The following is a 19,510-nucleotide window of genomic DNA, read 5'->3' as shown; positions in this document are numbered from 1 at the left end:
TTTGTGATGCTTTCTTTATTTTTTCTTTCGATTTGCAAGGTATACTCCTAAGATAATAGCCACCATCCCAATATAATGGCCTGGATATAACAGCTCCCCATCCCAAATGCCCCACATAACAGCAACAATAGGAATAAGATAAGTAACCGAACTAGTAAAAATAGGGCTGGTGATCTTTACTAGTTGATTAAATAAAATAAGCGCTATTGCCGTACCCATTACGCCAAGCAAAACAATGGCCCCTAATGAAAATAAGGCACCCTCTACAGTTGAAACTTTGTTAATAAAGTCAGTAGCCCCAAATAAATAAATTGCGGCTAGTGGACCCACCAATGCCAGTGATAAACTGGTGATAGTTCTAGCTCTTAAATCTTGAATTTTGAACTTGATAAGATTAAGATTGGCACCATAAAAAATTGTAGCAAGCACCACATATAAAGCATAGTAATTTAGCGAAGCAATACTTCCGCCTGGTCCGGCTAATATCAAGATTACCGTGCCTCCAAATCCTATAATCAAGCCTAATATAGTTCGAGCTGTAAATTTCTGTGTGAAAAACAAAGCACCAATAATCATAGTAAAAAGTGGTGTGAGGGCGTTTAATATACCTGCTACTGAACTGGCTATTTGCGTTTGTGCCTTTGCGAATAAAAATGCAGGCAAAAGGCTTCCAAAAAATCCTACGGCAAGTAGAAGTTTCCAATGTCTTTTTTCAACATTTTTCAATCCCTGAATAGCGAATGGAATAAGAAAAACCGATGCAGCAATGATTCTTATTGCACCAACTTCTCCAGCATCAAACACATCTAATCCGCGTTTGATAAGGATAAATGAACTACCCCAAATAATTGCCAAAATTGCGAGTAAAAACCCGGCAATTAGGTTAGTGTTCTTTTCCATAAATAGAGGATAAACTAGCCGTTATACGACCGCGTAAACTTCCTGAAATTTTTCATTAATCTCCTCTAAAAGATCAACAATTTCAGCGTGTGTCTCCAGATTGACGAGTTGTGTTCTATACGGCTTGAAATTTGGAATTCCTCTGAAATAATTAGTGTAATGCCTGCGCATTTCAAATATGCCTTGACGCTCACCTTTCCACTCAACAGAAAAGTCCAGATGCTTTCTGGTTACGTTTACTCTATCAGTTAAAGATGGTCCTTCAAGCTTTTCTCCTGTTTTCAGATAATGCTTTATCTCATTAAATATCCAGGGATAACCAATAGCGGCCCGGCCTATCATGATACCATCAACTCCATATTTATTCTTGTATTCAAGAGCCTTTTCAGGTGAATCAATATCACCATTCCCAAAAATTGGGATATGGATATCCGGGTGGTTCTTCACCTCAGCAATTTTTGTCCAGTCGGCCACGCCTTTGTACATCTGTTGGCGTGTTCTGCCATGAATTGAAAGTGCCTGTATACCTACATCCTGTAACCGCTTAGCTACTTCTACAATTTTGATGGTACTATCGTCCCAACCAAGCCGAGTTTTAACCGTAACTGGTAGACTTACTTGCTTCACAATCTCCTCAGTCATCTTCTGCATCTTAGGAATGTCAAGCAAAATACCTGCTCCCGCCCCCTTGCAGGCGACCTTTTTCACTGGGCAACCGTAATTAATATCCACAATCTCGGGTTGAGCAGCCTCTGCAATAGCAGCAGCTTCTCGCATAGATTCTATCTTGTCCCCAAAAATCTGGATACCAATAGGGCGCTCGTAATCGTAGATATCAAGCTTTTGAACACTTTTCTCAGCATCACGAATCAGACCTTCAGCAGAAATGAATTCAGTGTACATAAGATCAGCACCATTTTCCTTACAAACAGCACGGAAAGGCGGGTCACTAACATCCTCCATGGGTGCCAGTAACAGTGGGAATTCACCGATCTCATTATTTCCTATTTTAACCATCTCACTTCTGCCTATATTAGAGGCTTTAAAATTCGAAGTGCAAATTTAGATAAAATATGACTGATTTAGAAAATGGCATATCTGATTCAAACGCATCTCATAGTATTACGAGTGCTTTTATCCTGTTAATTCTGTCAATCATAGGTTTTACCATTCTGGGTCCACTCATCGGTCTAGTCATTTCACTTCCATTTACAGATGCATCAATCCTAGAGCTTCAAAACTCCATTTCAAATCCTGCAAACAGTCCTGATGGTAAAGTGCTCCTTTATTTTCTACAAGGTGGGGCTACTATTGGCATGATACTTCTACCAGCCATTTACTTAAAACTAAGGGAGAGCGATTTCATGAGGGGACTAAACACTAGAGTGAGTGATCCTCGAGGAATATTTCTGAGTATATTTATCACTATCAGTTTCATGGGTGTGAATTCCTTTTTCATCGAATGGAATTCGGAACTGTCTTTTCCATCTTGGATGCAAGGCTTTGAAAATTGGGCACGTAGCCTGGAAGATCAGGCTATGGAAATGACTATCTTTCTCACCAACTTTAGCAGCTTCGGAGATTTTGCTATAGCCTTTATTATTATAGCTGTATTTCCGGCCTTTGCCGAGGAGTATGTTTTCAGAGGTCTACTACAAAATAGAATTTATCAAGGTACCGGAAAGATCCATTTGGCCATATGGGTAAGCGCCATTTTGTTCAGTTGCATTCATATGCAGTTTTTTGGGTTTATTCCCAGAATGTTGCTTGGCGCCATGTTCGGTTATCTCTACTTCTGGTCCGGTAATTTCTGGGTGCCGGTGGTCGCGCATTTTACTAATAATGGCTTCACCCTTATCATGATTTATTTGGCCAATTCAGGCGCAATAGACTATGATATTCAAAATACCGAGTCACCTACTTTGGCTTCTGTGGGAATATTCACTATTATTACCGTTGGTCTAGTTTATTATTTTCGGAAACTACATTCTAATTGAATTCATGGCTAAATGGCAGAAGGTTTTTTCAACGGAAATGTCTTATAGGGCCGAAATTGTAAAAGGCGTTTTAGAAGATTTTGGAATTCAATCGGTCATTCTAAATAAGAAAGACTCCTCCTACAATAATTTCGGTGCATTAGAAGTACTGGTACTTCCCGATGATGTAATTAGGTCCAAGCAGATCATTCAGAATGACATCGATTTTAAGTAAATATAGTAATCTTACTCAGCGCATTATTGCCGCTATAATAGGAGTGTTGCTCCTGGGCTTTGGTACCTATTACAGTCAGTGGATGTATTTCACACTTTTCTTAGCCATTTGTATTATTACCCAATTGGAGTTTTATAAACTCGTTGGCCTCGATGGTATGCTCCCTCTAAAAACCTATGGAACGTTTATGGGTGGAACCATTTTTACCTTGTCTTTCCTGATAGAAGGCGGGTATTTAGGGCCTAATTTTTACTTGCTTATTTTCCCTATCGGGGCTCTTAATTATTTAATCTACCTCTACAGAAAAAAAGAATTAAAACCCTTTCGGGGGATTGCATTTACGTTTCTCGGGGTGTTCTATATTTCAGTGCCCTTTTCTTTACTTAACGTGATTGCCTTTTCGCAAACCATTTACGCCTACGAATTAATCTTAGGCTCTATGTTTATACTTTGGGCAAATGATACAGGCGCCTACTTTACCGGAGTTCGATATGGTAAGAGAAAGCTTTTCGAACGTGTTTCACCAAAAAAGTCCTGGGAAGGTTTTACCGGAGGTCTCATACTTGCCGTGGGTATGGCCTATACTATATCGCATTTCACTGCAGTGTTAGATACCTGGCAGTGGATTTCTATTGGATTTATCATAACAATTTGCGGAACCTATGGCGATTTAGTAGAATCATTATTTAAGCGAAGCATAGAAATAAAAGACAGCGGCCGTTTAATCCCAGGGCATGGCGGATTCTTAGATCGCTTTGACGGACTACTACTTTCGGCCCCATTTATATCAGCATTCTTGAAAATCTTTTAAAATCTGCAGGTTTATATGGAGTAATATTCCATAAATTTGCAATCGATTTAAACATTCAAATTTTATTGTTTATGGGTTACATAGAACCTGCACCACTTAAAGACGAACAGAATCCATTCGAAGCGATGATGTCTCGTTTTCATGTAGCTTCTCAAATTTTAGGATTAGACGAGGAAGTTTACAATGTATTAAAATCTCCGGCAAAGCAAGTAATTGTTTCCTTGCCCATTACGATGGATGACGGCAGCATCAAAGTTTTTGATGGCTATCGTGTAATTCACTCCAACATTCTCGGACCTTCAAAAGGAGGTATCCGTTTCGATCCGGGTGTCCATTTAGATGAGGTAAAAGCCCTAGCTGCCTGGATGACCTGGAAATGTGCCGTTGTGGATATTCCTTACGGTGGAGCCAAAGGTGGTATTAAATGTAACCCTCGTGAAATGTCTGCTGGTGAGATTGAGCGTTTAACACGTTCTTACACACTTGCCATGTTAGAAATTTTCGGACCTGACAGAGATATTCCTGCTCCTGACATGGGAACAGGACCAAGAGAAATGGCCTGGTTGATGGATGAATACTCGAGAACACAGGGTATGACTATTAACTCTGTAGTTACTGGTAAGCCATTAGTATTGGGTGGATCTTTAGGCAGAACTGAAGCAACTGGTCGTGGCGTAATGGTTTCTGCATTAGCCGCCATGGAGAAATTAAAAATCAATCCTTATAAAGCTACTTGCGCTGTTCAAGGTTTTGGTAACGTAGGTTCTTTTGCAGCTTTACTTCTTGAAGAAAGAGGGGTGAAGGTTGTTTCTATCAGTGACCTTTCAGGAGCTTACCACAACGAAAACGGTATAGATATACAAAAGGCTATTGATTACAGAAATGGTAATAACGGAACGTTAGACGGATTCACAGGTGCTGAGAAAATAGGCAATGACGAACTACTAACATTGGAAGTAGATGTACTTGTACCGGCTGCTACTGAAGATGTAATTAACTCCGGCAACGCTGATAATATTAAAGCTAAATTGATTGTTGAAGGAGCTAATGGTCCTACATCTGCAAAGGCTGATAACATTATACACGACAAAGGAATTATGGTTGCACCGGATATTTTGGCGAATGCTGGTGGTGTAACGGTTTCTTACTTTGAGTGGGTGCAAAACCGATTAGGTTACAAATGGACTGGCGAGCGTGTAAACAGACGTTCTGACAGGATTATGAAAGATGCGTTTGATAATGTGTATCGCACATCTCAAGAGCATGATGTATCAATGCGTATTGCTGCCTATATAGTAGCTATTGACAAAGTGGCCAAAACTTATAAGTTTAGAGGCGGATTCTAATTATTTTATTGTGACAATACATAAAGAAGGAAGATTATTATTGGCTGTAATGCTTTTGGTGCTTGCAGCCATCAACATAGGATTATATTTCTACGTGGGTAGTACAACGGTAGTGAAGTTAATAGGCATTGCCAGTGCAATAATCTTCCTTCTTGTTCTTCAGTTCTTCAGAAATCCATTGATAAAGATATCTGTACAGCCTAACCAGGTAATCGCCCCGGCTGATGGAAAAGTAGTGGTTATTGAAGAAACGACTGAAGAAGAATATTTAAAAGACAGAAGAATTCAAATTTCCATTTTTATGTCGCCTGTAAATGTGCATGTTAACCGCACACCGGTGAAAGGCGTTGTTGAGTTCTTTAAATACCATGCCGGTAAATACCTAGTGGCATGGCACCCGAAAAGCAGCACTGAAAACGAACGAACTACGATGGTTTTAAAAACCGAAAATGGAGTATCTGTTCTTGTTCGTCAAATTGCCGGTGCTGTAGCCAGACGTATAAAATGGTACGTGAAAGAAGGCGATAAACTTGAGCATGGTGCTGAGTTCGGCTTCATTAAATTCGGCTCTCGAGTTGATGTTTTTCTACCTGTTGGCACTAAAGTTCTTGTAAAAGAAGGTGACAAAACGTTGGGTGGAAGGACTGTGCTGGCGGAGCTGTAGCTGTGACTTTGGGTTCGTACTTATTTAATAATATCTCACAGCATTTAAGAAAATAGTCTTGTGCCTTTTCTATATACACTAATTGCGTTTTCAGTTCTTTTATTCATTCTTGGATGGACTTTGAATTTCATCACAAATAGACTTATACGAAGAAATAATTTTAAAATTGAAAATGTAAGTTATAATATTGGATATACAGTGAAGGAGTTGACTCAGCTATACGAACAGTCAAAATCCGAACAAACATCAAAACAAATATCATTAATTATAAAGTTGACAAAATTATCAAGAAGACTTTTTTGGATTTATACTTCAATATTCATATTACTGTTGATTATTTCAATGCTCAAATAATCTTCAACCCAATAAAACAATTTACAACTTCTCCTCTATCAACTTCATCAACCTCTCTAAATGCTCCTTATCAACTTCATCAAAGTCGTTTAACTTATCGCTGTCCACATCCAGAATTAGTTTTACTTCACCTTCTTTAGAAGCACATAATACAATTTCAGATTTAGAATCTGAACTGCAAGCAATGTGGCCAGGGAATTCGTCAACGTTAGGCACAAGAACTGTTTCATTTTTCTCCCAGGCAGTACCACACACCCCTTTGCCCATTCTAATTCTAGTACAAGCAATCGGCCCCTGAAATGGTCCAAGTACTAATTCTTCATTCTTTACAATGTAGAAACCTACCCAAAAGAAATTCATTCCAAATTTCAATGCCGCGGTAATATTGGAAAGATTGGCTATTAAATCGTCCTCGTAAGAAATTAGTCCCTCAATTTGAGGAAGCAACGATTCGTACTTTTCCTTCTTATCAGCCGATGTGTTTATGATTAATTCTTCTGCCATAATTTTATTATTATCGTCATTGCGAACGTAGTGAAGCAATCCTTAAATAAAAGATCGCCACTCCGCCAACTGGCGGATCGCGATGACGGTTTAATGTCATTTCTTATTCCTGTACACTAACAACTTATCTTCACCAATAAGTTCTTCCTGAAAAGGCAAAGATATACGTGCTGCATCAATGCCACCACCAAAGGTATTTTTAGAAACGAACACCCTGGCTTCATCCCACAAGTATTCATCAATAAAATTCTTATGAAGAGCTGCTCCACCCTCTACCAAAACCGATTGAATTCCACGTTCATATAAATCAGTCAGAATATTATCCAGCAAATCATTCTCACTAACTTTCACGTAAGTAATTGCTCCTTGCTCCTCATGTTTCTTCATGTTATAGCAAAGTGTAGGAATCGTACCGTCAAATAGATTTAAGTTCTGGGGGAGTTCTAAGTTTTTATCAATTACAATTCTGACAGGATTGTTACCACTCCAGTCGCGTACATCCAATCTTGGGTTATCATACTTGGCAGTATGAGTAGCTACCATAATTCCAGGCTCTTCAGACCGCCATTTATGCACCAACTTTCTACTTTCTTCCCCGCTAATCCATTTGGAATCATAATCTTTTCTGGCAATATATCCATCAGCAGTTTGAGCCCATTTTAATAGCACATACGGCCGTTTCTTCTCAATGAAAGTGAAAAAGCGCCTATTCAATTCCCTACCTTCCTCTTCCATCCGGCCTGTCTCCACTTCAATTCCTGCATTTCTCAGCTTTTCAATACCTTTTCCCCCAACCAAAGGATTAGTATCTACATTGGCGATCACTACTTTATTTACACTGTGCTCAATCAATAAATCTGCACAAGGAGGAGTTTTACCGGTATGTGCGCAAGGTTCAAGTGTCACATACACAGTACTCTCACTCAGTTTAGATTTATCTTTAACACTGTTAATCGCATTTACTTCTGCATGTGCCTCGCCATACTTTCGATGCCAACCTTCGCCTATAATTTTGTTATTATGAACAATAACACAACCAACCATTGGGTTCGGACTCACATAGCCTAAGCCGTTTGAAGCCAACTCCAAAGCTCTAAGCATGTATGTATGGTCTTGCGTCAAGTCTCTGTTTTTTCTGATGTGATTTTTACTAGCTTTGCAATGTTAGTAAACCCTATCTGATTAACCACAATGTCAGAAATTATTCCCGATTCTACCAAAAAAGTTCTTAAATGGATTATCGAATATATCCAAATTGAAGAGCCTGAAACGGAAATTCAAAGCCTTGCTTACATGGTGATCAATCGCTTTTTTAAGATTGACAAGTCTGAGATTATTTCTGACAGATCGATCAATCTAAGTAAAAACGAGATTAAAGAGCTCAAGCGGTTTTTAGATCGAATTAACAATCACGAACCTATTCAATATATTATAGGTGAAGCAGATTTTTTCGGTAGAAAGTTTGAAGTAAATCCTGCCGTTCTAATTCCAAGGAACGAGACTGAAGAACTGGTAAACCTGATAATTAAGGATTATAAGGATAAGAAAATAAAACTTCTCGATGTAGGAACTGGTACAGGCTGTATTCCTATTACCATTGTTAAAGAGCTGAAACTAAATAAGGCCTTCGCAATTGATTTTGACCCTCGTGTAATTAAGGTAGCTCGACAAAATGCTCAAAAACATAATGTTGAGTTGGAGTTTTTGATGATTGATGCGCTAAAAGAGCCATTTCCTGTACAAGGTTTAGATGTTATTGTAAGTAACCCACCTTACGTATTATATTCTGAAAAGGAACTGATGAAGCCAAACGTTACCAAGTATGAACCAGGAACCGCCCTGTACGTGAGTGACGAAAATCCGCTGATATTTTATGAGCGAATAGCCGAGCATGCCTTAGGCTCATTAAAAGAAGACGGCCGATTATATTTTGAGATTAATGAAAAATTTGGGGATAAAATCAAATTTATGCTCGAACAGAAAGGCTATAAGAATGTAGCCATCATTGCCGACATCAACGGCAAGGATAGAATAGTAAGGGCATCAAATAGTCTCGCCTAGCCAAAACCCAGGAGTAGTAACGGATAGCTCCGCCTGCCCATCTTGCACAACAATCAGTTCACTTTTATTTTCCTTCAAATTCTTGTAGTCTGTCAGCAAACCAGTGTCAAACAATTTAATTTTCTGCCCGGCCTTTAACCATTTTTTGAATGTAGCATCCTTTACAAAGTACCATTTATAACCATCGCCATAAAAAACAATGGTCAGTTTTGGTAAGAATGGTTGGCTCTCATTGACATATTTATCGTTGATATCGGCCAAAACATTTATGGCTTTATAGTTTGCCGCGGACAAATAGTAAAGTGCCTGAAGAAATGAGTCATCACTTTCATTTTTTGAAAGGTATTTAACAGGCTCTTGAGCTTGTAAAAACCCCTTCGCTTCAACTAATTTCTTTTCAGTACCTATCACTATATCTACTTTGAATCCACCATTACCCACTGCATTTGCAATCTCAGAATCAATAATTACAGTTGGGCTCCATTCTAATAAGTTACCGAGTAAATCAGTAGAATAATCTTGATTTAGTAAAAGTAAAGCAGGTTCTTGTTCGTCTCTAACAATGTGGTGAGAAGACATCAGTCGATAGGGTAATTATCTACAATGTTTTGTGAGAACAGCCTGTAAAGCTCTGCTAGCTCTTCATTCTCGCTTAAAAACTCCATGTGGTGGTCTAAAGTTTGGAAATCATGCCGCTTGGCTGGCCCGGTTTGAGCATTGGATGGACCAAGTTCCAACCCTTTATTTATTGTTTCAATAATTAACGGCTTAAGAATATCGAAATCCAGCTTTTTGGAATTTAGTATCTGTTCCGAAAGTGTCAGACAATGGTTAGTGAAATTACATGCAAAAACAGCCGCAACGTGCAATGCCTTTCTATCCACAGTACTTACCAACTGTACATTATTGCTAATGCTTTTCGCGATAGTCAACAGCACCCTCTCCGTGTCTTTATCTTCTGCCTCTATGCAAATGGGAATCTCTTCAAACTTTACCTTTTTCGATTTGCTAAAGGTTTGCAGCGGGTAAAATACTCCAATAGCTTCTGTGGCAGTGTAACCCAATTCACCCAGCGATTGAGCTCCTGAAGTATGAACAACAATTGCATTTTCTGGTAAGGCCAATTCCTGTGCCACTTCAGAAATACAGTCATCAGTAACCGCAATGATGAATAGCTCTGCTGTACTATCTGAAAAGTCTAAATCTTCTTTAATCTCCGCCTGGTATAAGCGATCTACAAGGGCACTGGCATTTTTTTTTGATCGGCTAAATACTTCTACAATAATGTGTCCGGCATTTTCCAAGGCAGGCGCTAAATGCCATGCCACATTTCCAGAACCAATCATTGCAATGCGTTTGCCTAAGGCCATTATTCCAATCCCTTTTGTTTCATTTTCTGAAATTCGGAATATCGTCTGTTAATTGCAACAACAAAACCGGCTACCAATACCAAAGTACCTAACCATAGCACATTGATAAACGGTTTTTCAAGAGCCTTCATCACTACCCAGTTTTTTTGCCTGGTATTAGCAGCTACTGAAAAACTGCTGGTTTCAGGATGCACATTGAGTAAAGTTAACCTCAAGCCTAAGTCGCTAATTTCATCTGGAATTCGACCAACAAGACCGTCTTTAATGAGAAAAATTGGTGTGGCTACATATTCTTTTACTTCGCCCTGTACTTTTATAAATGCCTTAATGGCCACATCATCTGGGCTTAGGTCCACACCTTCTACTTCATCAATTCTACGTACACCTAATACCTGTGTCACATAATCATTGACAAAGAAGTTTTCTTCCATTCCAACGTTGAATTCTTCCTGCTCACTCCAGTCCACATCTTCATTAGGATTTCTTACGGAGCTAACATGCGTGTATAAGTCACTCGCAATCCCTCTTTTTATGTCAGGTGAAGCCAACAATCCACCCATATCTTCATTAATTTGAGCCCGAGGGTAAAGTGTGAAAGTCTTTCCAGAATTTGATTTGTACTCAATCTCATAATAGGTATTCTCAGGAGCAATTTCTACCGTATCGCCTGAGTTAAACAAGATATTTTCACCTTCTACTACATCTCTTTTGAGGGTGACTAAATGAGGGATTGCCGTATTTGTAATATCATTTTTATCAATATAAACACCTTCATTTACCTCCTCCACGCGCTCGCCTCTGTACGTCAACTCATAATCTAGCATGGTTTTAGGCTCATTCACAAAAAGGAGCAAATTCTCACTATTGAACTCATTAGAGCCTTCTTTTGAGATGAGCATGCCCGTATTGTTGAGAGAAACCACCTTGGAATACCCGGAAGAGAAAAGGATACCGATGAGCATTAACCCAACACCAATATGGGTAATGGCGCCACCAGACAACTTTGGCGAAGATTTAAAAAGTTGAATTAAAATTTTACCATTGGCTACAATAGTAAATACTCCGGCTAATAACAAAATGATATATGCCGGTTTGGCTACATCCCCCAAAAGTATCATTATAGCACTTAGAATAAGTGTTAAAACCAACGGCCCTGAGAGACTGCTTTTTAAATCTTTCAGTTCAATTTTTTTCCACCAAAAGAATTGTCCTACACCTGATAGTAGTGCCACAACAACGGCAAACCATAATTGAAATTTGCTGTAATATTCGATCTGGTTGGCTGGTGGTGCAAAGTTTCCAACAGATCCAAACAACTCAACCACCTTGTTAAATACCGGGATAGAGGTTGGAATTAGCACCTGAAACCCCATTAAGCATAATGATAAAGCTCCGATGAAAATCCAGAATTCTCGAGAGTAAGTATGCGCCTCTTTCTCACTTGTTGGCACTTCTTTCCATCTATAAATTGCCAAGACAATCGATAATAAAGTAAAGAAAACAAGGTAGATCAGCAGTTGGCCTGAAAGGCCTAAATCAGTGAATGAATGTACAGATGCATTTCCTAAAATCCCACTTCGCGTTAAGAATGTGGAATAAAGAATTAATACAAAGGAAGTGATGACCAACACAATGGCAGATTTTAAAGCTGTGCTACTATTCTTGTAGGCAATCATGGTATGAATGGCAGCAACTAGGAAAAGCCAAGGAACATACACTGCATTTTCAACAGGATCCCAATTCCAGTAGCCACCAAAATTTAGTGTTTCATAGGCCCAGTAGCCACCCATTAATATGCCAATTCCTAAAATCGCTGCAGAAAACAGTGCCCAGGGTAATGCCGGGCGAATCCACTCGGTATATTTCTTCTGCCAAAGTCCCGCAATGCAATACGCAAAAGGTATTACAGTAGTGGCAAAACCAAGGAATAAGGTAGGCGGGTGTATAACCATCCAATAATTCTGGAGCAGGGGATTTAGCCCTGTACCATCTTCGGGTACAAAATTAGGTTGACTGGTAAAGATTGGGGCATCTAATGCATCTCTTAATAAAATAAAAGGTGAGCTACCTAATTTCAATTCTAGCCCTGGAATCACAACCCCTAAAATCATCGAACTTAAAAACGCCTGCACGGTTGAGAAAATAGTCATTACCGGTGCCTCCCAATACTTATTGGTAAAAATGATCACCAAACCGAGCAAAGCATGCCAGAACATCCAGAGTAAAAAACTTCCTTCCTGACCTTCCCAGAAGCATGAAATCATATAATGCCCCGGCAACCTCCTGGATGAATGAGACCAGGCATAGTGATACTCAAAATAATGATTGTAAATAATAAAAAACAGACAAAAAACGATTCCAAATACAGAAATCGCATGAACGTAAAAAGAGGTGCGTCCATTTATCTTCCAGTTTGCTGACTGCTTAAGATCATCGTGGCTAGATGCCTTATAAAAACTAAAGGCCGCATATATTGCGCTTATCAGCGCTGTAATTACAAAAAGGTGACCCAGGTCACCTATAAATTCATGAATCATAAAAATTTATTTTCCCTACATTTCAGCATTCACTGTCTCTTCCTGATACTTAGAAGGGCATTTCATTAATATTTTGTCTGCAATAAATAAGTCCTGATTATAAGAACCAATCACCACCACTTTTTCAGATCTTTTGAAATCAGGCGGCACAGGTTCGTTATAAAAAACTTCCTGTTGCTTACCATTTTCGTCTTGCATAATGAAGCGAAAGGAAAGTTTATCCTGAGAAGGAAAAATACCTGTAACCTCACCATTTGCATTCTTCGTTAACTCACCTACTACATGGATACTTTTTGTATTCCCATTACTGGCCATTTCATAGGCCTTATCAAAAGTAACATAGCTACTCGCATCACCGGCCGTTGAAATAATTATGCCAATGGCTGCCGCAATTAATACTATTGCTATAATGTGTGATCTTTTCATTGTTTATTCTCCAACGTTTTCTCTACTCTGCTAATTTTTTTGTCAATTACCACCAAATAGCCCAAGGTTCCAATGAGAATGATCATGATAATTCCTGTTAAAACATAGATTTTACCATCTTCTCTAAGCCTATCAGCCATTGGAACTTCAGAATTCTGATAATCAGATTCAGTCACAGGAATTTTCTCCTGACTAAATGAAAATGATGTTGCAAACATCATTAATATCAACAACCACTTTTTCATAGTGTTTTATATTCCAAATTTCTTAATCGTATTCTAATTGTTGCAATCCAAACTCCTAACATGGTCCAGGCTATTACTGCCGGATAAAAAACCAATCTCAATTTACTGTCCAAATCATAGGCATTAAAGCCCGGGTTTCCTCCGTTACCGGGGTGTAACGAATCCGTCAGTCTTGGAAGAATGAATAGTAAAGGAATTAGTGCTGCAAAAGCGAAAATATTATAGATCGCACTGATTCTGGCTCTTTGCTCTTCGTTTTCAATAGAGCCTCTCAATATGAAATAGGCAAAATAAATAAGTAAGCCAATAGCCGATGCATTTTGTTTTGGATCACCACTCCACCAGGCTCCCCATGTATACTGCGCCCAAAACATTCCAGTTAAAATTCCAAATATTCCAAATACAACTCCAACATTGGCGAACTCAATGGCCTTTGAGTCTAATGATTGATCGTTACTCTTCAAATATCGAATAGAATACACAACGGACACAGTTAAAAGGATAATCATCCCAAACCACATTGGCACATGAAAATAAAGTGCCCGTATGGTCTCGTTAAGAATATTCAGCCTAGGTACTTCCATTAATAGGCCACCTAAAAAAGTGTAGAGTAATAAAATAATGGTGACTATTTTCCACCAATATTGACGCATAATTCAGTGCTTTTTTATGTGCGCCAAAGATACGGGAATAACAAGTAAGATACCGCCCCCACAATTAGATTAATTGCCAATAAGGTTAAGAGTTCATCTAAACTTGAAGACCAATCAAGCCCATCCATCGCATTTTTAGACACTTTGATAACCATCAGTAATATTGGAAGAAGAATGGGAAAGCCTAATATGGCCATTAGCGTTTGATTGCTTCCTGCTTTAGAGGCGATGGCGGAAATCAATGTCAGTGTCGAGGAAAACCCAATAGATGCTAAAAAAAGATTTATCAGGAACAGCGTTTGATCCTGAACTGGATTACCTAAAATAAGTGAATAGAATGCAAAGCCAACAAACGACATAAGCAATAAGAGCATTGAATTATAAAGCACTCTGGCAATTATCAATGCCTGCGGACTAACAATGGTGTAGTAGTATAATTGCCTTTCTGATTTTTCACCCATAAAACTCTTCGCAACGGCATTAACCGAAGCAAACAGCATAATGATCCAGAATAAGGCATTCCAGGTAATTGGTGTAAGCTGATTAGTTCGCACATTGAAGCTCAAATAGCATATAAAAATTGTGCAAACCAGGTACAGCAATATGCCATTCAGCGCATATCTGTTGCGCCACTCCTGTTTGAATTCTTTCTTTATAAATTCGTAGACCAATTTTTTGAGTTTACTTTCTCACAATTTTATCAAATATCGAACTATTTTGATGCCTTAAACACATTATTGTTAGTTTTGCTGAAAATCTACTCATGGGTAAAAAGGTTATAGTTACAGGCGGTGCAGGTTTTATTGGCTCTAACTTAGTAGAAGCACTACTGAATGACGAGCGTGTGGAACATGTAAGGGTAATTGATAACATGTCAAACGGTTACAGAAGTAACCTGGATGAATTTAATGATCATCCTAAGTTTGATTTTGAAGAGGCTGATATACGCGATTATGACAAAATGGTGGAGTTGACAAAGGGTTATGATGTCATCTCGCATCAAGCGGCATTGGGCTCAGTGCCCAGATCAATCGAAAATCCGATGCTAACAACATCTGTTAATATCGATGGCACAGTCAATATATTGCATGCAGCAGTTATTAATAAAATTGATCGTGTGCTTTTGGCCTGTTCATCCAGTACCTATGGCGATAGCCCTACTCTGCCAAAAAAAGAAGATGTAATTGGCAACCCGCTTAGCCCGTATGCCATTACAAAATTTGCAATTGAGCAATATGCTGCAGTTTTTAAGAAGACTTATGACCTGGATTTTATTGGCTTCAGGTACTTTAACGTGTTTGGGCCAAAACAAAGCCCGGACAATCCATATGCCGCTGTAATTCCAATATTTTGTAAAGCATTTTTAGAAGGTGATAGCCCAACCATTAATGGAGATGGAGTTACTTCCAGGGATTTTACATATGTGACCAACGCAGTTCAGGCGAATGTACTTGGAATATTTACAGAAGATGATGAGGCCTTAAATCAAATTTATAATGTTGCCTGTGGGGAGCAGACATCTTTGAATGAAATGGTGGAAATTCTAAAAGAAGTTTCGAAAAAAGATATCCAGGCGCAATATGGCCCGGAGCGTAAAGGAGATGTAAAACATTCCAAGGCTGATATAGCAAAAATTTCAAAACTATTAGGGTATCAGCCTGAAGTTTACTTTAAAGAGGGATTAGCCAAAGTTTATTATTGGTATACAACAAATGAGAAAATAAATTGATAAAAAATGAATAAAGTAGCAATTATTGGTTTAGGATACGTAGGACTTCCATTGGCAGTTGAATTTGGAAAAATATTGGATACTGTTGGCTTTGATATAAATCGTAAGCGTATTGATGAGTTAAAGAATGGCAACGATTTCACGAAAGAAGTTAACAAGAATGAACTAGTAGAATCAGAGAAGTTAACATTTACATATGATACAGCTGATATTGCTGATGCCACCGTTTACATAATTACTGTCCCAACACCCATTGATAGTCATAACAACCCAGACCTTACACCACTTATAAAGGCAAGTGAAATGATAGGTAAACTTCTTTCTAAAAATGATATAGTAATTTATGAATCAACCGTATTCCCTGGGTGTACTGAAGAAGTATGTGTGCCAATTCTTGAATTGAATAGTGGTTTGAAGTTCAATATTGACTTTTTCTGTGGTTATTCTCCCGAAAGGATTAATCCAGGTGATAAAGAACATAGACTCCCGTCAATAAAGAAAGTGACTAGTGGTAGTACGGTTGAAATCGCAAATAAAGTTGATGACCTTTATAAAAAGATAATTACTGCAGGTACGTTTAAAGCATCAAGCATTAAAGTTGCTGAAGCAGCCAAGGTGATTGAGAACTCCCAAAGAGATTTGAATATTGCATTTGTGAATGAATTGGCAATGATATTTGATAGAGTGGGAATTGATACTCATGAAGTATTAGAAGCTGCAGGGACAAAATGGAATTTCCTGCCATTTAAACCAGGTCTTGTTGGTGGGCACTGTATTGGTGTAGACCCATATTATCTCACTTATAAGGCAGAGAGTTTAGGTTATAATCCACAAGTGATATTGGCTGGCAGAAGAATAAATGATAACATGGGGATGTATGTGGCAAATAAAGTCATCAAACTCATGTCTAACAAGGGGAACCCAATTAGCAAAAGCAGAATACTTGTACTAGGAATTACTTTTAAAGAAAATTGTCCTGACATACGTAATAGTCGTGTGATAGATGTAATTGATGAGTTAACAGACTTTGGTGCTACTATTGAAGTATATGATCCTGAGGCGGACAAAGAAGAGGTAAAGCATGAATATAAAATTGAACTTACAGAAACTTTAAATGGTACATACAACGCAATTATATTGGCTGTAGGCCATAATCAATTTAAAAACATTGATCTTAAGAATCTAACTGACGAAAAATCAGTAATTTATGATGTAAAGGCATATTTAGAGCCTTCGACCATAACTGCCCGTTTATGACCAACTTCATTTTAGTAACTGGAGGAGCCGGATATATAGGTTCGCACACATGTGTTGAACTAATAAATTCCGGTTATGACCCAATTATTGTTGACAACTTCAGTAATTCAGAGCGATTTGTAGTAGACAGAATAAAAGAAATCACCGGAAAACAACCCATACTGTTAGAAGGAGATTGTGGTAATGTTGATTGGTTGATAAAGGTTACAAAAGATTATAAAATAAATGGTTGTATTCATTTTGCAGCCTATAAAGCTGTTGGTGAATCTGCCAAAGAACCCTTAACGTACTTTGAGAATAATATTGGCTCAACCATTTCCATTTTAAAATGGATGGAAGCTACTGGTTGCGAAAATTTGGTTTTTTCATCTTCATGCACAGTTTATGGACAACCGGATAAATTGCCTGTGACTGAAAAATCACCAAAAAAAACCGCTGAATCTCCTTATGGTAGGACGAAGCAAATGTGTGAAGATATTATTGAAGACTATTACAAATCTGGAAAGAACATAAAAGCCTTGGCGTTAAGGTACTTCAATCCTATTGGAGCTCATCCATCTGCATTAATTGGCGAATTACCATTAGGCGTTCCCAATAATTTGGTACCTTTTATTACACAAACTGCAGCCGGGATTAGGGAAAAATTGATTGTATTTGGCAATGATTACAACACTGAAGATGGTACATGTATTCGTGATTATATTCATGTAGTGGATCTTGCGAAGGCACATGTATCGGCAATTCAATACTTGATTAACAAGAAGGAAAATCTTGTTGATTATATCAATGTGGGAACAGGAACTGGTAATTCCGTTTTAGATGTAATTAAAACATTCGAAAAAGTAAACAAATTGCAACTGAATTACAGCATTGGTGAAAGAAGACCTGGAGATGTTGAAAAAGTATATGCTGAAGCAAGCTACATAAACAAAACTTTAGGTTGGAAAGCGTCAAAATCTTTGGATGAAGCATTACAAGATGCCTGGAGATGGCAGAAAAAACTTATTAATTAATCGTGAAGGGAATAATATTAGCAGGAGGTTCTGGTACAAGACTTTATCCAATTACAAAAGGAGTCTCTAAACAAATACTTCCAATCTACGACAAGCCAATGATCTATTATCCATTATCTGTTCTAATGATGGCAGGTATTAGAGATATATTAATAATTTCTACACCGGATGATATAGGTACATTTCAAAAACTACTTGGTGATGGATCAGAATTGGGTATAAGTTTTTCGTATGTCATTCAGCCTTCACCTGATGGTCTTGCGCAGGCATTTATACTCGGAGAAGATTTTATAGGAGATGATAGTGTAGCACTTGTACTGGGAGATAATATCTTTTATGGATATAATTTTTCAAAAACACTAAGAGAGGCTGCTACTCAACCATCAGGGGCAACTGTTTTTGGCTATTATGTAAAAGACCCAGAAAGATATGGTGTTGTAGAGTTTGATGAGGAAAATAAGGCAATATCAATAGAAGAGAAACCTAAAACACCAAAGTCTCACTTTGCTGTAACGGGTTTATATTTTTACGACAATACGGTTGTGAAGAAAGCAAAAAAAATCCAGCCCTCTGCAAGAGGCGAATTAGAAATAACAGATTTAAATAATATGTATTTGGCTGAAGGAACACTTAATGTTCAATTATTAGGAAGAGGAATGGCATGGCTAGATACGGGCACTCATCATTCTTTATTACAAGCTTCTAATTTTGTAGAGTCTATTGAGGAGAGACAAGGGTTGAAAATTGCATGCATTGAAGAAATTGCATTTAACATGGGATATATAACTAGAGATCAATTACTAAAACTAGCTGAACCTCTTTTAAAGAATAATTATGGTCAATATCTTATGGCCGTGTCTAAAGGGTTGAAGTAATGGAAATTATTAAAACAGATTTTGAGGGTCTACTTATTCTGGTACCTAAAGTAATTGTGGATAGTCGTGGCTTTTTTATGGAGAGCTATAATTATAATAAATTAAAGGAATTAGGTATTGATAATAACTTTGTACAAGATAATCATTCACTTTCTGAATATGGAGTCATTAGAGGACTACATTTCCAAAATCCGCCTTATGCTCAAACAAAACTCATTAGAGCCATTTCAGGAGAAATTTTAGATGTTGTTGTAGATATTCGTAAGTCAAGCTCAACGTATGGCAAACATCTTTCCGTCATGTTATCAGCCGAAAACAAAAAGCAGCTTCTAATACCTAAAGGATTTGCCCATGGCTTCTCAGTAATTTCCGAAAATGCTGAAATTTTGTATAAATGTGATAATTTTTATAATAAATCTTCAGAAGGAGGATTGAAATTCAACGATACTGATTTAAATATTGATTGGAAAATACCTAAGGACAAGGTTTTAGTATCTGATAAAGATTTAAACCAATTGAATTTTCAGTCATTTAAATCTCAATTTGAATAAACC

The 19,510-nt window shown here is 37.9% G+C and carries 22 protein-coding genes; 11 read left to right on the top strand and 11 right to left on the bottom strand.

Annotated features, from left to right (window positions below):
• Nucleotides 1-15: 15 nt before the first annotated feature.
• Together JR347_RS04985 and dusB are read right to left on the bottom strand one after the other, a co-directional pair.
• A complete protein-coding gene (locus tag JR347_RS04985; protein ID WP_205722948.1) occupies nt 16-900 on the bottom strand; it encodes a DMT family transporter in 885 nt (294 codons plus the stop codon).
• Nucleotides 901-921: 21 nt separating this feature from the next.
• A complete protein-coding gene (gene dusB, locus JR347_RS04980; protein WP_205722947.1) occupies nt 922-1,917 on the bottom strand; it encodes a tRNA dihydrouridine synthase DusB in 996 nt (331 codons plus the stop codon).
• Between the two features lie 56 nt (nt 1,918-1,973).
• Here dusB and JR347_RS04975 point away from each other — a divergent pair, with 56 nt between their 5' ends.
• The 5 genes from JR347_RS04975 to JR347_RS04955 all read left to right on the top strand — a co-directional run bounded on the left by JR347_RS04975 (nt 1,974) and on the right by JR347_RS04955 (nt 5,932).
• Nucleotides 1,974-2,897 (top strand): CPBP family intramembrane glutamic endopeptidase, encoded by a 924-nt coding sequence (locus JR347_RS04975; protein WP_205722946.1) that lies wholly within the window; start codon nt 1,974-1,976, stop codon nt 2,895-2,897.
• Between the two features lie 4 nt (nt 2,898-2,901).
• Nucleotides 2,902-3,111 (top strand): putative signal transducing protein, encoded by a 210-nt coding sequence (locus tag JR347_RS04970; RefSeq protein WP_205722945.1) that lies wholly within the window; start codon nt 2,902-2,904, stop codon nt 3,109-3,111.
• Nucleotides 3,092-3,922 (top strand): phosphatidate cytidylyltransferase, encoded by an 831-nt coding sequence (locus JR347_RS04965; RefSeq protein ID WP_205722944.1) that lies wholly within the window; start codon nt 3,092-3,094, stop codon nt 3,920-3,922. Before JR347_RS04970 ends, JR347_RS04965 begins: the two co-directional genes overlap by 20 nt.
• A 71-nt stretch (nt 3,923-3,993) precedes the next feature.
• Nucleotides 3,994-5,268 carry a Glu/Leu/Phe/Val family dehydrogenase gene (locus tag JR347_RS04960; RefSeq protein WP_205722943.1) on the top strand — a complete coding sequence of 425 codons (1,275 nt, stop codon included), beginning with the start codon at nt 3,994-3,996 and terminating at the stop codon, nt 5,266-5,268.
• 10 nt (nt 5,269-5,278) lie between these two features.
• Nucleotides 5,279-5,932, top strand: coding sequence for a phosphatidylserine decarboxylase family protein (locus JR347_RS04955; RefSeq protein ID WP_205722942.1), 654 nt, complete (start codon nt 5,279-5,281; stop codon nt 5,930-5,932).
• Nucleotides 5,933-6,307: 375 nt separating this feature from the next.
• Here the strand turns inward: JR347_RS04955 and JR347_RS04950 are convergent, their stop codons facing one another.
• Both JR347_RS04950 and ribD read right to left on the bottom strand, forming a co-directional pair.
• Nucleotides 6,308-6,790, bottom strand: coding sequence for a GAF domain-containing protein (locus JR347_RS04950; RefSeq protein WP_205722941.1), 483 nt, complete (start codon nt 6,788-6,790; stop codon nt 6,308-6,310).
• A gap of 96 nt (nt 6,791-6,886) precedes the next feature.
• Entirely contained in the window at nt 6,887-7,891 is a 1,005-nt protein-coding gene (ribD, locus tag JR347_RS04945; RefSeq protein ID WP_205722940.1) for a bifunctional diaminohydroxyphosphoribosylaminopyrimidine deaminase/5-amino-6-(5-phosphoribosylamino)uracil reductase RibD, read from the bottom strand.
• Between the two features lie 90 nt (nt 7,892-7,981).
• Between ribD and prmC the strand changes: the two genes are divergently transcribed.
• Nucleotides 7,982-8,851, top strand: a complete 870-nt coding sequence (gene prmC, locus JR347_RS04940; RefSeq protein WP_205722939.1) for a peptide chain release factor N(5)-glutamine methyltransferase — start codon at nt 7,982-7,984, stop codon at nt 8,849-8,851.
• On the opposite strand, the gene JR347_RS04935 is transcribed toward prmC, so the two are convergent.
• Genes JR347_RS04935 through JR347_RS04905 form a run of 7 tightly spaced genes read right to left on the bottom strand, consistent with a single transcriptional unit; the run spans nt 8,834 to nt 14,753 of the window.
• Nucleotides 8,834-9,430, bottom strand: a complete 597-nt coding sequence (locus JR347_RS04935; RefSeq protein WP_205722938.1) for a hypothetical protein — start codon at nt 9,428-9,430, stop codon at nt 8,834-8,836. The two genes, prmC and JR347_RS04935, sit on opposite strands and share 18 nt — an antisense overlap.
• Nucleotides 9,430-10,221 carry a Rossmann-like and DUF2520 domain-containing protein gene (locus tag JR347_RS04930; RefSeq protein WP_205722937.1) on the bottom strand — a complete coding sequence of 264 codons (792 nt, stop codon included), beginning with the start codon at nt 10,219-10,221 and terminating at the stop codon, nt 9,430-9,432. The genes JR347_RS04935 and JR347_RS04930 overlap by 1 nt, the downstream gene beginning before the upstream one ends.
• On the bottom strand, nt 10,221-12,758 hold the full coding sequence (gene ccsA / locus JR347_RS04925) for a cytochrome c biogenesis protein CcsA (protein WP_205722936.1): 2,538 nt from the start codon (nt 12,756-12,758) through the stop codon (nt 10,221-10,223). Before ccsA (JR347_RS04925) ends, JR347_RS04930 begins: the two co-directional genes overlap by 1 nt.
• Nucleotides 12,759-12,773: 15 nt before the next feature.
• A complete protein-coding gene (locus JR347_RS04920; protein WP_205722935.1) occupies nt 12,774-13,184 on the bottom strand; it encodes a cytochrome c maturation protein CcmE domain-containing protein in 411 nt (136 codons plus the stop codon).
• Complete coding sequence (locus JR347_RS04915) at nt 13,181-13,429, bottom strand: CcmD family protein (protein WP_205722934.1); 249 nt, start codon at nt 13,427-13,429, stop codon at nt 13,181-13,183. The genes JR347_RS04920 and JR347_RS04915 overlap by 4 nt, the downstream gene beginning before the upstream one ends.
• Nucleotides 13,426-14,082: a cytochrome c biogenesis protein CcsA gene (gene ccsA, locus JR347_RS04910; RefSeq protein WP_205722933.1), complete on the bottom strand. Its 657-nt coding sequence runs from the start codon at nt 14,080-14,082 to the stop codon at nt 13,426-13,428. Before ccsA (JR347_RS04910) ends, JR347_RS04915 begins: the two co-directional genes overlap by 4 nt.
• A gap of 14 nt (nt 14,083-14,096) precedes the next feature.
• The gene (locus JR347_RS04905; protein ID WP_235689762.1) at nt 14,097-14,753 is read right to left on the bottom strand and encodes a heme exporter protein CcmB; all 657 of its coding nucleotides are present in this window, start codon (nt 14,751-14,753) and stop codon (nt 14,097-14,099) included.
• A gap of 92 nt (nt 14,754-14,845) precedes the next feature.
• On the opposite strand from JR347_RS04905, the gene JR347_RS04900 reads away from it, so the two are divergent.
• From JR347_RS04900 to rfbC, 5 genes are read left to right on the top strand one after another with little or no spacing between them, the layout of a single operon-like run.
• Nucleotides 14,846-15,811 (top strand): SDR family oxidoreductase, encoded by a 966-nt coding sequence (locus JR347_RS04900; RefSeq protein WP_205722932.1) that lies wholly within the window; start codon nt 14,846-14,848, stop codon nt 15,809-15,811.
• Between the two features lie 6 nt (nt 15,812-15,817).
• Nucleotides 15,818-17,068 (top strand): nucleotide sugar dehydrogenase, encoded by a 1,251-nt coding sequence (locus JR347_RS04895; RefSeq protein WP_205722931.1) that lies wholly within the window; start codon nt 15,818-15,820, stop codon nt 17,066-17,068.
• Nucleotides 17,065-18,081 (top strand): UDP-glucose 4-epimerase GalE, encoded by a 1,017-nt coding sequence (gene galE, locus JR347_RS04890; RefSeq protein ID WP_205722930.1) that lies wholly within the window; start codon nt 17,065-17,067, stop codon nt 18,079-18,081. Before JR347_RS04895 ends, galE begins: the two co-directional genes overlap by 4 nt.
• A gap of 2 nt (nt 18,082-18,083) precedes the next feature.
• The gene (gene rfbA / locus JR347_RS04885; protein WP_205722929.1) at nt 18,084-18,956 is read left to right on the top strand and encodes a glucose-1-phosphate thymidylyltransferase RfbA; all 873 of its coding nucleotides are present in this window, start codon (nt 18,084-18,086) and stop codon (nt 18,954-18,956) included.
• On the top strand, nt 18,956-19,507 hold the full coding sequence (gene rfbC / locus JR347_RS04880; RefSeq protein WP_205722928.1) for a dTDP-4-dehydrorhamnose 3,5-epimerase: 552 nt from the start codon (nt 18,956-18,958) through the stop codon (nt 19,505-19,507). The genes rfbA and rfbC overlap by 1 nt, the downstream gene beginning before the upstream one ends.
• Nucleotides 19,508-19,510: the final 3 nt, after the last annotated feature.

Origin of the sequence: Fulvivirga lutea (assembly GCF_017068455.1) — a bacterium.
GTDB lineage: Bacteria > Bacteroidota > Bacteroidia > Cytophagales > Cyclobacteriaceae > Fulvivirga > Fulvivirga lutea.
The sequence above is the reverse complement of the archived record's forward strand: the minus strand, read 5'-3'. Positions and strand labels throughout refer to the sequence as shown.

Coding starts and splice junctions, on each gene's coding strand:
- JR347_RS04985 (WP_205722948.1), bottom strand. CDS start 900: ATGGAAAAGAACACTAACCTAATTGCCGGGTTTTTACTCGCAATTTTG.
- ccsA (WP_205722936.1), bottom strand. CDS start 12,758: ATGATTCATGAATTTATAGGTGACCTGGGTCACCTTTTTGTAATTACA.
- JR347_RS04915 (WP_205722934.1), bottom strand. CDS start 13,429: ATGAAAAAGTGGTTGTTGATATTAATGATGTTTGCAACATCATTTTCA.
- JR347_RS04920 (WP_205722935.1), bottom strand. CDS start 13,184: ATGAAAAGATCACACATTATAGCAATAGTATTAATTGCGGCAGCCATT.
- JR347_RS04900 (WP_205722932.1), top strand. CDS start 14,846: ATGGGTAAAAAGGTTATAGTTACAGGCGGTGCAGGTTTTATTGGCTCT.
- galE (WP_205722930.1), top strand. CDS start 17,065: ATGACCAACTTCATTTTAGTAACTGGAGGAGCCGGATATATAGGTTCG.
- JR347_RS04930 (WP_205722937.1), bottom strand. CDS start 10,221: ATGGCCTTAGGCAAACGCATTGCAATGATTGGTTCTGGAAATGTGGCA.
- rfbC (WP_205722928.1), top strand. CDS start 18,956: ATGGAAATTATTAAAACAGATTTTGAGGGTCTACTTATTCTGGTACCT.
- JR347_RS04970 (WP_205722945.1), top strand. CDS start 2,902: ATGGCTAAATGGCAGAAGGTTTTTTCAACGGAAATGTCTTATAGGGCC.
- ccsA (WP_205722933.1), bottom strand. CDS start 14,082: ATGCGTCAATATTGGTGGAAAATAGTCACCATTATTTTATTACTCTAC.
- dusB (WP_205722947.1), bottom strand. CDS start 1,917: ATGGTTAAAATAGGAAATAATGAGATCGGTGAATTCCCACTGTTACTG.
- JR347_RS04950 (WP_205722941.1), bottom strand. CDS start 6,790: ATGGCAGAAGAATTAATCATAAACACATCGGCTGATAAGAAGGAAAAG.
- JR347_RS04895 (WP_205722931.1), top strand. CDS start 15,818: ATGAATAAAGTAGCAATTATTGGTTTAGGATACGTAGGACTTCCATTG.
- prmC (WP_205722939.1), top strand. CDS start 7,982: ATGTCAGAAATTATTCCCGATTCTACCAAAAAAGTTCTTAAATGGATT.
- JR347_RS04975 (WP_205722946.1), top strand. CDS start 1,974: ATGACTGATTTAGAAAATGGCATATCTGATTCAAACGCATCTCATAGT.
- JR347_RS04965 (WP_205722944.1), top strand. CDS start 3,092: ATGACATCGATTTTAAGTAAATATAGTAATCTTACTCAGCGCATTATT.
- JR347_RS04960 (WP_205722943.1), top strand. CDS start 3,994: ATGGGTTACATAGAACCTGCACCACTTAAAGACGAACAGAATCCATTC.
- ribD (WP_205722940.1), bottom strand. CDS start 7,891: ATGCTTAGAGCTTTGGAGTTGGCTTCAAACGGCTTAGGCTATGTGAGT.
- JR347_RS04935 (WP_205722938.1), bottom strand. CDS start 9,430: ATGTCTTCTCACCACATTGTTAGAGACGAACAAGAACCTGCTTTACTT.